Source organism: Rhodoferax sp. RT4P68 (assembly GCF_056521305.1).
Genome location: NZ_JBWMBB010000009.1, coordinates 171,919 through 183,633, shown reverse-complemented (window position 1 = coordinate 183,633; position 11,715 = coordinate 171,919). Strand labels below are relative to the sequence as shown.

Annotated in this window: 15 protein-coding genes; all 15 read right to left on the bottom strand. The window is 67.8% G+C overall.

Annotated features, from left to right (window positions below):
• Positions 1–31: 31 nt before the first annotated feature.
• The gene (locus AC099J_RS19950) at positions 32–349 is read right to left on the bottom strand and encodes a BON domain-containing protein (protein WP_479617012.1); all 318 of its coding nucleotides are present in this window, start codon (positions 347–349) and stop codon (positions 32–34) included.
• A gap of 100 nt (positions 350–449) precedes the next feature.
• Positions 450–917, bottom strand: coding sequence for a hypothetical protein (locus AC099J_RS19945; RefSeq protein WP_479617011.1), 468 nt, complete (start codon positions 915–917; stop codon positions 450–452).
• Entirely contained in the window at positions 907–1,287 is a 381-nt protein-coding gene (locus AC099J_RS19940; protein ID WP_479617010.1) for a hypothetical protein, read from the bottom strand. Before AC099J_RS19940 ends, AC099J_RS19945 begins: the two co-directional genes overlap by 11 nt.
• A gap of 20 nt (positions 1,288–1,307) precedes the next feature.
• Positions 1,308–1,724 carry a hypothetical protein gene (locus AC099J_RS19935; RefSeq protein ID WP_479617009.1) on the bottom strand — a complete coding sequence of 139 codons (417 nt, stop codon included), beginning with the start codon at positions 1,722–1,724 and terminating at the stop codon, positions 1,308–1,310.
• An 81-nt stretch (positions 1,725–1,805) separates the two neighbouring features.
• Positions 1,806–1,973 (bottom strand): DUF1328 domain-containing protein, encoded by a 168-nt coding sequence (locus tag AC099J_RS19930; RefSeq protein ID WP_479617008.1) that lies wholly within the window; start codon positions 1,971–1,973, stop codon positions 1,806–1,808.
• 189 nt (positions 1,974–2,162) lie between these two features.
• Complete coding sequence (locus AC099J_RS19925) at positions 2,163–3,515, bottom strand: sensor histidine kinase (RefSeq protein ID WP_479617007.1); 1,353 nt, start codon at positions 3,513–3,515, stop codon at positions 2,163–2,165.
• 55 nt (positions 3,516–3,570) lie between these two features.
• A complete protein-coding gene (locus AC099J_RS19920) occupies positions 3,571–3,948 on the bottom strand; it encodes a response regulator (protein ID WP_479617006.1) in 378 nt (125 codons plus the stop codon).
• A gap of 165 nt (positions 3,949–4,113) precedes the next feature.
• Positions 4,114–4,857 (bottom strand): anti-sigma factor, encoded by a 744-nt coding sequence (locus tag AC099J_RS19915; protein ID WP_479617005.1) that lies wholly within the window; start codon positions 4,855–4,857, stop codon positions 4,114–4,116.
• A complete protein-coding gene (locus AC099J_RS19910; RefSeq protein ID WP_479617004.1) occupies positions 4,854–5,402 on the bottom strand; it encodes a sigma-70 family RNA polymerase sigma factor in 549 nt (182 codons plus the stop codon). The genes AC099J_RS19915 and AC099J_RS19910 overlap by 4 nt, the downstream gene beginning before the upstream one ends.
• A gap of 85 nt (positions 5,403–5,487) precedes the next feature.
• On the bottom strand, positions 5,488–6,336 hold the full coding sequence (locus AC099J_RS19905; RefSeq protein ID WP_479617003.1) for a DUF4394 domain-containing protein: 849 nt from the start codon (positions 6,334–6,336) through the stop codon (positions 5,488–5,490).
• A 122-nt stretch (positions 6,337–6,458) separates the two neighbouring features.
• Entirely contained in the window at positions 6,459–6,881 is a 423-nt protein-coding gene (locus AC099J_RS19900) for a BLUF domain-containing protein (RefSeq protein ID WP_479617002.1), read from the bottom strand.
• Between the two features lie 2 nt (positions 6,882–6,883).
• Positions 6,884–7,627, bottom strand: coding sequence for a GTP cyclohydrolase I (folE, locus tag AC099J_RS19895; RefSeq protein WP_479617101.1), 744 nt, complete (start codon positions 7,625–7,627; stop codon positions 6,884–6,886).
• A 15-nt stretch (positions 7,628–7,642) separates the two neighbouring features.
• Positions 7,643–9,451: an ATP-dependent DNA ligase gene (locus AC099J_RS19890; RefSeq protein ID WP_479617001.1), complete on the bottom strand. Its 1,809-nt coding sequence runs from the start codon at positions 9,449–9,451 to the stop codon at positions 7,643–7,645.
• The gene (locus tag AC099J_RS19885; protein ID WP_479617000.1) at positions 9,448–10,449 is read right to left on the bottom strand and encodes a ligase-associated DNA damage response exonuclease; all 1,002 of its coding nucleotides are present in this window, start codon (positions 10,447–10,449) and stop codon (positions 9,448–9,450) included. Before AC099J_RS19885 ends, AC099J_RS19890 begins: the two co-directional genes overlap by 4 nt.
• Before the next feature lie 5 nt (positions 10,450–10,454).
• Complete coding sequence (gene clsB, locus AC099J_RS19880; protein WP_479616999.1) at positions 10,455–11,657, bottom strand: cardiolipin synthase ClsB; 1,203 nt, start codon at positions 11,655–11,657, stop codon at positions 10,455–10,457.
• Positions 11,658–11,715 lie beyond the last annotated feature (58 nt).

Below are 11,715 nucleotides of genomic sequence, written 5' to 3'. Positions count from 1 at the left end.
TCTTCACGCCTGCGGCGTCAGCCGCTGGCGATTACGGACGCACAGCCAGCGTGTTGCGCACTTCGCGCACGCCAGCCACGTTGCGGGCCAGCATCTCGGCCTTGCTGCGCTCGGCGGCGGACTTGGCGAAGCCCGACAGAGCGACCGTGCCGTTCAGCGTCTGCACGTTGATGGCGCCGGCATCGACGATCTTGTCTTCGATGAAGCGGGCCTTGACCTTGGTCGTGATCGCGGCGTCATCGACGTACGCGCCAGCGGTCTGCTGGTTGCGCGCGACCGAGCAACCGGCGAGCGTGGCAGCTGCCAGTGCGGTAGCGAAGGCGAGGGTGAGGGTGCGGGTAATGTTCATGATGGTTCCTTGTTGTGGAGTGGTGCGCTTGCTTCAGTACGGCGCCGGTCGATGCACCGAGACGGCCGGCTTCCGATCGTGGTAATGGGGGTGTTGCGGCTCAGGGCCCCGGCTGCAGTCTGGCCGCAGTGACGGTGCCCGGGCTCGGCTCGGCAGTACGGTGGGCGGTCATGAAGGCGCGGGCCGCTCCCTTCAGATTCGACGTGCGAACCAACGCCAAGGCAATGCCCGTCAGCGACAGCACGCGCCAGGATTTTAGTAGCGTCAGGGCAGCGCCGACGCCGGCCGCCATGCCCATCAGCTGATAAGGGCGGCGCCGGGCATAGTCCTGCAATGCAGGCTGTGCCAGTTCCACGACACCGTGCACCGGGTGGGATTGCCACCAGGTACGTGCACCGCGCTGCACAGAAAACATCAAGCCCGGTTGCACATCGGAAGCGTCTTCGAAGTACTCGGTCTCTTCGGTACGGATGCTGCTGCCACGACGGCGCGCTAGTTGGCTGGCAATGGCGCGGCGCGTTTCTTCCAGGCGCTGGCTGGCGGTCAGTTTGGGGCGTTCAATGTCCATCACGGTCTCCTGCGGCGCGCATCAGCGCCATGTCGGCGCGTGCCTGGCTGCGCAACTCGGCGAAACGGTCACTGACCGGCGGCGGGCGTGTGCCAAACAGGGCGACCAAAGCGATCAGCAGCGTCGCACCCGGCACCAACACCAGCACCCAGTGGAACTGCGCCAGCACCACACCGAGCATGGTGGCGATGCCGGCAAACACCAGGAACAGCAACCCGAAGAGGCCGGCCACGGCCAACCCGACGGCCCGTCGCTTCAGAGCGTTGCCGGTGGTGGCCACCTCCTCCACGGCAAGGGCAACGTAGCCGGACATGTGATCCAGCACGAGATCGGGCCGCGTTACGACCGTGGAAAAAATCGGGTGCAGCATGCGGATGCCTTAAGCGTCGATCAGTACGTGCGATCCTGGTTCTCTGCGCGGCGCTTGCGGGCCGACAGGACCAGAGCAGCGATCAGTGCGCCAGCTGCGGCCGCGATCAGCACCGCCTTGACGGGCTGGTCGGCGACGTAGCGCTCAGTCACTGCCGCGTAGCGCTGCACCGACTGTTGCGCCCGTGCGCTCGTCTGGGCTGCCATGTCGGCGCCGCGTCGTGCCAGCCGCTGCGCACTGTTGGCGAACTCGTGGATGGCGGGGTCGATCTGGTCGCGCAGATGGCGCACCCGGCTGTCGGCGCTGTCCAGCGCATGGTTGGCGTAGTCGCGCGTGCTGGCCACCGCATCGTGGGCCGACTGCAGGACTTTGTCCGACAGCTGGCGGCTGGTCTCGGCGGGGTTGTGGCTGGTCGTGTTGCGCAGGGGGTTGTGCATGGCTCGGCTCCTTGTGGTGCTTGTGGTACTTGTGGTGTGGGAAATGGGCGTCGGCACGGCAGGTGCCGGTGACGATCAGATCTAGTGCTTCTTGCGCATCAGGCTGGCAACGAACCCGACGATGGCCATGATGGCGAAGATGAAGAACAGGATCTTGGCAATCTCGACCGCGCCTGCGGCAATACCGCCGAAGCCGAAGACGGCTGCGATCAGCGCGATGACGAGGAAGACGACCGAGTAGTGCAGCATGACGAATCTCCTGGTGTAGCGGGCCCGCCGCGTGGCGAAACCCATTCTTGTGAAGGTGTGCACAGCTTAGAGAGCAAGGGGGCGGCAGCCGATCGGTGCCGGGCGGGTCGCGCCGTCGGTTGTGGCGCGCTTGGTGCGTAGGAGGCTGCCGACCTCAGCCGCTCGCCTGGTTGCATGTACCGCGTTCTCTCAAATGGGTGGAGTGGCTGCCGGCACGCTTGCCAGCATCGGAGGCGTGGGCAGCAGTGCCGACACGCGCGTGCCCTGTCCGGGCGCGGAGGCAATCGTCAACCGGCCGCCCGCCGCTTCGACCCGATGCCGCATACCGGCCAGCCCGTGGCTCGAGGCAGGGGTGTGGGCAGTGTTGAAGCCCCGGCCATCGTCCTCCACTTCGATCGTTACGTGGCTGCCGTAGTTGAGCAGACTGACATTCACGTTCGTCGCCTGTGCGTACTTGCTGATGTTGGTCAGCGACTCCTGCACCAGGCGGTAGACGGTCAACTGCGAGGTCTCGCTCAGTTCGACCGGCTCCAGGTTGGCAGCAACGGCCAGCGCCGAGCGGTCACCAAACTCGCGCGCCAGAATCTCCAGCGAGGTCACCAGGCCGAGGTTGGTCAATGAGGAGGGGCGCAGGTCTTCGATGATGCGGCGCTTCAGCGCGATGCCGCTGTTCAGTGTGTCCGTCAGGTGCTGGATGCGTTGCTGCGCATCGGGCGCGTCAACGCCCAGGCGCGACTTCAGCCGTGCCACATCGAGCTTGGCCGCGGTCAGCAGCGCGCCGAGCTCGTCGTGCAGCTCGCGTGCCAGGTGGCCGCGCTCCTGCTCACGCACCTCCTGCAGATGGGTGGCCAGCTCGGCCAGGCTGGCGGTGCGTTCCTTGACCTGCTGGCCCAGCAGGTCACGTTCGCGCTGCAGATCCTCCTGCACACGCTGGTCGACGAGTTGCAGCGTCGTGGTCTGGCGCAGGTACATGTAGAACGCCAGCAGGCCGACCAGCGCCACCATGGCGATGCCGATGCGCGACAGCTGCAGGGAGCGGGTGATCTCGGCCTCGCCAGCTTGCAGACGCTGCACCGTGGTTTCCAGCAGCTTTTGTGACTGCTTGCGGATGTTCTCCATGTGCTCCTTGCCGACATCGGTGGTCAGCACGAACTTCCAGGCGTCCTCGTTGCCTTGCTTGCGCAGGCGCACGCTCACGTCCATCTCGGCCAGCTTGCGTTGCACGTTGCGCGAGAGTTCGGCGAACACGCCCAGCTCTTGCGGCTGGCTGAGGTACAGGGTGCGCAGCTCGTCGAGGTTGTCGGTGATCACCGAGGTGGCGGTCTCGTAGGGCTCGAGATAGCGCGGGTCGCCGGTCAGCAGATAGCCGCGCTGGCCGGTCTCGGCGTCCACCATGTGCTGCAACAGCCGGTTCACCGACGTGCGCGTCTCCTGTACGCGTGCCATGCTGTTCAACGCCTCGCGCGAACGGCTGTAACCGGTCTCGTTGATGGCAATCAGAATGCAGGCGGCCAGCAGCGCCAACGGCAGGCTGACCGCCATCCTGGGAATCGACCACCAGCGGGGGCGTGGGACGCGCGCGTCGCGCGGCCGCGATTCAGGATTTGGACGCGTGGTCGACACAGAAATCGATCAAGGCGTCGATCTCGTTGGACTTGTCGAACACCGCGTCCACGCCGAGATGGGCACACCGCTTACGGATGTCGGGAGTGGCGTAATTGCTGAGCACGACCACCTTCTGCAAAGGCGTGCGGTCCTTGCACGCATGCAGGATGCCCAACCCGCTACCCTGCTTCAGAAACAGATCGATGATGGCCATGTCCCAGTCGAGCGGATGCTCCGTCAGCCACGCCTTGCCTTCGTTTTCGGTCTCGGCACTGCCGACAGACTGGATGTTGGCCAACTCTTCCAGCGTCGCAATCAGGTTCTCGCGAATGGTGGGGTTATCTTCGACGATATAGGTTCTCAACGCCACGTTCTCTCGTTCTCTGACAGTACGCAGCCGGGATATTCGGCGGTACGGTACAAGCGCCAGGCCGTGGCACTCGGACAATCGTCACGACTATAGGTACTTGTCGCTGCGGATTGTGCCAGTGGGCCCTGCCGTTGAGCGTAGGAACATGCCTACAGTCGGGGGCTGTTACAAGCGAACGGAGCGCCCGACGTACAGGATGGGGCCGGTCGGCAAACCGGTGGGCGAGCCGCCCTCGGGCTCCAAAGTCAACTCGAACAACTGCTGCTCGCCGACCCCCGGCGAGCGCAGCACGGGCAGTTCGACGCGCGCACCGGGCTGCACCAGTCCCAGGGACGTGGGGCGCTCTGCACCCTGCGGCTTGGTCCAGAACTGCAGCGACTTGCCGGTCGGCACGGCGGCCCCGGCCAGGATCGGCACCAGCCGGATGCGGTCACCCGTGATCGTCTCGACCACCCAGCCGGTACGCTGCGTCTCGGGCGCCTGCAGCAGCGTGATGTAGCGCACTGGTTGCTCGGCCGGCCGCAGCACCAGCAACGTGGCCAGCACCATCGAGGCCGCCATGCCCAGCATCGCCGTGGCCCGCCAGCGGCGCAGGCTGCGCCACAACGCGTCGTTGGCAGCAGGCTGCAGCGTGCGCGCAGGGTCGGGCGGCAGGGCCGCAGGCGCGGCAGCGCTGGGCAGGGCGCTGACCTGGTCGGCGATGCGCTGCCACAGTGCGGCGTCGGGTTCGGCGGCGGGCACCTGGCGGGCAAGCGGCAGCAGGCGGTCCTGCCAGGCATACACCTCGGCGCGCAGGGCCGCATCGGCAGCCAACCGGGCGTGCACGGCCGCGTGATCCGCAGCGGCCAGTGTGCCCAGCACGTACTCGGCCGCGGCGAGGCTGCGCTCTTCGGGGTCGTCCAGATTCATTGCATGCACTCCCGCAGCGACAGCAGTCCACGGCGGATCCAGGACTTCACGGTGCCCAGCGGCGCAGCCAGGCGCTGCGCAATCTGGGCCTGCGTGTGGCCCTCCACGAAGGCGCTGACGATGCAGTCGCGGTTGCGTGGCTCCAGTGCCTCCAGGCAGCGGCCCAGCGCTTCGCCATCGACCGGTGCGTCCACGGCACCCCATGCACTGCCCGCCTGCTCCAGCATCGGTTCCAACGCGTCGCCGACCGGTGTCTCGCGTGCGGCCTTGCGCGCCTCGTCCAGCGCCTGGTGGCGCACCAAGGTGTAGAGCCAGCCGCGCGCGGAACCCAGCGCGCGCTGGTAGGTGGAGGCCCGCTGCCAGACCTGCATGAAGGCTTCCTGCAGCACGTCGTGCGCCAGGTCGCGGTCGCGCACGATGCGTTGCGCCACGCCCAGCAGCCAGCGGGCTTCGCGTTGGTACAGCGCGTGCAGCGCGTCGCGGTCACCCCGGGCGCATGCTTCCACCGTGGTCTCGTAGTCGAAGTCGGTGGAGGTTGGCGGCATGGGCGGGGTGGTGCGAGGGCGCGCCATTCTAGGAGTGGCACCGCGCCCGTCGGCATGCCCCCGTCCCGCCGGGGTGCATCGTGCGTCAGTTGGCGGGCAGCGGGTTCAGCGCCAGCCCGCGCACCGCTTCGGCACCGGCGATGGCGCCCACGCGCGTGGCAGCGTTGCCGGTGCTCGCGCTCACGTCGATGGAATAGAGCGCCGTCTCGCCGCCCACGCGCAGGACCGCATAGCCGGCGTTGGTGCGTCCGTCGATGTCGAAGCCATTGGCCGCCTGCGCCGTCACGCCGAGCGCGACGCCCGCGTTCAGCACGCCGTCGTTGGGCGGGTTCTGCAGCATCAGGCGGCCCGCGGTGGCGTCGATGTCGAACAGTTGCGTGGCCGTGGTGCCGGCGAACGAGTTGGTGTAGGCCGCAGCCGTCACCACGCTGGTCGTGGGCGTGATGCTGCCGTCGGTCAGGGCAGCGCCCGTCTCGACATTGATGCGCAGGTTGAGCCCGGTGTCGCTGATCACGCGCAAGCGGTCGGCCACGGGGTTGAAGTCGACCGCGAACTGCGTTCCCGCCAGCGTCGTGTAGGGGTTGTCATCGCCAGCGGCCGGTATCAAGGTGGACTTCATCGTGGCCATGCCGGTGCTCGGGTCCAGCGTGTAGAGGCTGCCGCTGCGGCCCAGGCCATAGAGCTTGCCGTCGGCCGGCCGCACGTCGATGCCGACCAGCGCGTCCCCAGCCGTCAGCCCGCCCACGGCGATGGCGCCGACCTGCGTACCCGGCGTGGCGCGGTTGAACGAGAGCAGCAGGCCGCCCTCCGTCAGCACAATGGCGTCGCCCACGGGCACGCTGGAGGGCTGGTCGTCATCGCCGCCACCGCAGGCGACAAGGCCTGCTGCGGCCAGCACGAGCACGGAGGAATGAAGGGCGGTGCGAAGGGTCATGCGGAACTCCTGGTCATGATGGATGGCCTGGACCGGATTGGTCCAGGCTCCCCAGCACTACCGGTGAGTTGCCGCTTTGGATGCAGCGTGCGTGCGCTGCGTGGTGACCAGATGTAAGCGCGTCAGACGCGGCCGATGATGGACGCGGTGGCCATCAACTCTTCGAGCAGCGCAAGCGACACCTTGCCGGAGACGGCATACGGGTCGAGCTCGGCCTTCTCGGAGTACTTCAGCAGGATCGAGTGGTTCAGCTTGTTGAGGTTGACCTGGCCCATGGTCCAGCCGCCAAAGCGCCGTTCGGAAATCTCTTCGAAGTGCAGCAGCACCACATCCTTGTGGCGCGGGTCTTTCTGGATGTGGCCGAACAGCTCGCTGATGGCCATGCGCCCGCCTTCGATGGCCTGCAGAAAGATACCGCCGCCATAGCACAGGATGCCGGTGATGCCGCTGCCGGGGTTGTGCCCGCGCGCTTGCATGAGGATGTTCTCGATCGCACTGGCACTGGTGTCGACGGCGCGGCTGGCGTAGAGGAGGCGGACGAGCATGGTCAGTTCTTTCGCGGAATCAGCGCCAGGAATTCGCGGCGCAGGTTCGAGTCTTTCAGAAACACGCCGCGCATGACCGAGTTGATCATCTTGCTGTCCATGTCTTTCACGCCACGCCAGGCCATGCAGTAGTGGCTGGCCTCCATGACGATGGCCAGCCCGTCGGGCTGGGTCTTTTCCATGATGAGGTCGGCCAGCTGCACCACGGCCTCTTCCTGGATCTGCGGGCGGCCCATGATCCACTCGGCCAGCCGCGCGTACTTGGACAGGCCGATCACGTTGGTGTGCTCGTTGGGCATCACGCCGATCCACACCTTGCCGATGACCGGGCAGAAGTGGTGCGAGCAGGCGCTGCGCACGGTGATCGGGCCGACGATCATCAGCTCGTTCAGGTGCTCGGCGTTCGGAAATTCGGTGATGCTGGGCGCCGGCACGTAGCGGCCGCGGAACACCTCGTTCACATACATCTTGGCCACGCGGCGCGCGGTGTTGTCGGTGTTGTGGTCGTTCTCGGTGTCGATCACCATGCTGGCCAGCACGCCCTCCATGTGGTGCGTGACTTCGTCCAACAGCTTCTCCAGCTCGCCGGGCTGGATGAACTCGGCGATGTTGTCGTTCGCGTTGAAGCGTTTGCGCGCTGCCAGCAGGCGCTCGCGGATCTTCACGGAGACCGGCGTGCCTTCATCGGGCGCGTTGGGGGCCAGGTCTTGCGGAGGGGTGAGCGCAGCCGCGCCAGGGGGGTGCATCAGCATCGTAGGATATTAACCGAGCACTTCGTCAGAGATGGCCTTTCCCACCAAGGCCAGCAAAGCCTCCAGGTCTTGCAGCGAGCCGGCTTCGTGCACCGGCTTGTCGCTGCGGATGCGCAGCATGCGCGGAAAGCGCACGGCGATGCCGCTCTTGTGGCGAGGGCTGCGGTTGATGCCCTCGAACCCCAGCTCGAAGACCAGCGTCGGCCGCACGCTGCGCACCGGGCCGAACTTCTCCAGCGTGGTCTTGCGGATGGTGGCGTCCACCTGGCGGAACTCTTCGTCCGTCAAGCCCGAGTAGGCTTTGGCAAAGGCCACCAGCTGCAGCGCGCCGGGCTGGGCCGGTGCCTTGCGCGCGATGGCGTCCAGCACGGCCTGGGCCTCGGCCGCATCCACCGGCGGGCGGCTCCACACGGCGAAGGTGTAGTCGGTGTAGACCGAGGCACGGCGCCCATGGCCGGCCTGTGCATAGATCAACACGGCGTCGGCCGTCATCGGCTCGATCTTCCATTTCCACCACAGGCCGTCCTGCTTGGTGCGCCCTTGTCCATAGCCGGTGCTGCGGTGCTTCAGCATGAATCCTTCAACGCCGCGCACGCGGGATTCGGCGCGCAGCGCGGCCAGCGCCTCCCAGCCCTCGGCCTGCACGAGAGGCGACAGCTTGAATGCGGGGTGCGTGGCAAGCAGGCGCTCCAGCTGCAGGCGCCGTTGCGCTTGCGGCACTGCGCGCTGGTCCTGGCCGGCTTGCTCGAGCAGGTCGTAGGCCATGAACACCACGGGCGCGTCGGCCAGCACTTTGCGCGTCAGCGTCTTGCGGCCGATGCGCTGCTGCAGCAGCGCGAAAGGCGCCGGGCGGCCGCTGCCAAGACCGGGGGCCGTTTGCACTTGCGCATGCACACCCGCATCCGCAGCCAGGTCTGTACCCACAGGCACATCGTCATGCCAGACCATGATCTCGCCGTCCACCACGGTGCCATCCGGCAGCGGCTGTGCCGCGGCGACGATCTCGGGGAAGCGGTCGGTCACCAGCTCTTCGCCGCGCGACCAGATCCACACCTGGCCGGCGCGCTTGACGATCTGGCCGCGGATGCCGTCGTACTTCCACTCCACCTGCCAGTCGGCCGTGGTGCCCAGCCGCTCGGCCAACCCGGCCACCGGTGTGTCCAGCTGGTGCGCCAGGAAGAAGGGGTAGGGCTGGCCCTGGTCGGCGCGCTCCTCGGCTTCATCCGTGACAGCCAGCGTCAGCGCCATGTAGCGGGCCGCCGTGGGCATGGCTTTGCCATCGGTGTAGCCCATCATGCGCTGGGCCACGCGCTTGGCATCGACGCCGGCATGCGCTGCCAGCGCGCGCTGCACCAGCAGTTTGCTCACGCCCACGCGAAAGCCGCCGCCCACCAGCTTGGTCAGCAGGAAACGGCCCTGCGGGTCCAGTTCATTCCAGTAACTGCGCACGCGCTCTGCCACCACGGGCTCGGGCAGTCCGCGCAGCGGCAGCAGGCGCTGCTCGACCCACTCGGCCAGGCCGACGTCGCTGTCCTGCGCGGCGGGTGGCAGCACATAGGCGATGGTCTCGGCCAGGTCGCCTGCGGCCTGGTAGCACTCTTCGAACAACCAGTCGGCAATGCCTGCCAATTCGCAGGCCAGCGCGCGCAGCGTGGCGGTGCGCACCACCTGCCGCGGCTTGCCGCCGGACAGGAAGTACACGGCCCAGGCCGCATCTTCGGGCTGCGCACTGGCGAAGTAGCGCTGCAGCGCCTGCACCTTGGCCAGCGTCGACGTGGTGGCGTCCAGCTCGTTGAACAGCCGGGCGAAGGCCTTCACGCGGCGGCCTCCAGCGCGTCGTTGCCGAACTCGGTGTGGAAAGACTCTGCCGCCAGCCCTTGTTCGCCCAGGTGGCGCACCAGCACCGGGATACTGCCGTGCGTGACGATGATGCGCTGCGCGCCGGTGGCGGCGATGGCGCCCATCAGACCGGGCCAGTCGGCATGGTCGCTGAGCACGAAGCCGCGGTCGTAGCCGCCTCGCCGGCGCGCGCCGCGCAGCTGCATCCACCCGCTGGCAAAGGCGTTGCTGAAGTCGCCGAAACGCCGCGCCCAGAGGCCGCCGCCGGCCGCTGGCGGGCACAACACCAGCGCGCGTTGGAACAGGCTGCGGTCTTCGACATCTGTTGCCAGCAGCGTCGGGGGCAACACCACACCGGCGGCGCGGTAGGCCTGGTTCAGCGGCTCCACCGCACCGTGCACGACGATGGGGCCGATGCCGGCGTCCACGCCCGACAGGATGCGTTGCGCCTTGCCGAAGCTGTAGCAGCACAGCATGCTGGCGCGGCCGGCCTGTGCGTTGGCCTGCCACCATGCGTTGATGTCCGCAAAGATCTCGGCGTCGTCACGCCAGCGGTAGATCGGCAGGCCGAAGGTCGATTCGGTGATGAACACGTCGCAGCGCACGGGCTCGAACGGCGCGCAGGTCGCATCCGGCGCCACCTTGTAGTCGCCGCTGGCCACCCACACTTGCCCGCCGTGGGCCAGGCGGACCTGGGCCGAGCCCAGCACGTGGCCGGCCGGGTGCAGCGAGATGTCCACGCCCTGGTGCGCGATGCGCTCGCCGTAGGCCAGCGTCTGCAATGTGATGTCGCCCAGCCGCGCTCGCAGCACGCCTTCGGCCGGCGCGGCTGCCAGGTAGTGGCCGTGGCCGGTGCGCGCATGGTCGGCATGGGCGTGCGTGATCACGGCGCGGTCCACCGGGCGCCACGGGTCGATGTAGAAATCGCCTGCCGGGCAATACAGGCCTTCGGGCCGTTGCACCACCAAATCCATCATGTCCTTCAATACCGGTTGCCGGTGACCAGGAGCCCCAGCCGCATCACGGCCATGGCCACGCGCTCCTTGCATCGCTGCAACCATGGCCGCTGGCCGTAGCTGGCCATCTCCATCGGCTGGCCCTCGCTGCGCATGGCGTGTTGCAGGCGCGCGGCCAGGCGCTGGGCAAAGGCAGCGTCCTCGATGACGATGTTCGCTTCGCGCGCCAGCAGCAGGCTCAGCGGGTCGAGGTTGGACGAGCCTACCGTGGCCCAGTGGCCATCGATCACGGCGACCTTCGCATGCAGAAAGCTGGGGGCGTACTCGTGGATCTCCACCCCCGCGTCCAGCAGCATGCCGTAGACCGGGCGCGAGGCGTGGAACTGCATGAAGTATTCGTAGCGGCCCTGCAGCAACAGTTGCACGCGCACGCCGCGCTGCGCCGCGCGCACCAGGGCGTTGCGCAACTTGCGGCCGGGGATGAAGTAGGCGTTGGCGATCACGATCTCGTGCCGCGCGCCGCCGATGGCTTTCAGGTAGGCGCGCTCAATGTGCTTGCGGCTTCTGAGGTTGTCGCGCAGCAGCAGCGCCGCCTGCACGTCTGCAGCGGCGATGCGCGACGGTGGCGGCGACGCCTGCACGTCGGTGAGGTCCTGCACTGCCCGGGCCAGCCGGTTGTGGCGCAGGTCGTGCACCGCCTGCAGCCGGCGCCACAGCAGCGCCACGGTGCGGTGCGCGTCGGTCACCAGCGGCCCGGTGATGCGCACGGCGAAGTCCAGGCGCGGCGCCTCCAGCCGGCCCCAGGTGGGGTCGTGGAAATCGTCCAGCACATTGATGCCCCCGCAGAACGCCACGCGCCCATCGACCACGCACAGCTTGCGGTGCAGCCTGCGCCAGCGGGTGGGCAGCAGCAGCGCCAGCGCGTTCACCGGCGAGTACACGCGCCACTGCACGCCGGCCGCTGTCAGGCGACGGCGCCAGTCCTCGGGCGCGCGCCCGGTGCCCAGACCGTCGACGGCGACGCGGGTGCGCACGCCGCGCGCGGCGGCACGTTCCAGCGCCTGGGCCACCTGCGCGCCGCTGCCGGTGAAGTCGAAGATGTAAGTCTCGAAATGGATTTCGCGCTGCGCGGCATCCATGGCCTCGACCAGCGCTGGAAAGAACTCGCGCGTGCCTTCCAGCAGCTGCACGTCGTGACCGGCTTGCAGGCGCTGCGAGGCGCGGGCCATGTCAGGGGCGCCCGGCCGCCCGAAGCCGCCGACGCGTCCCCTCGGGAGGCAGCGATAC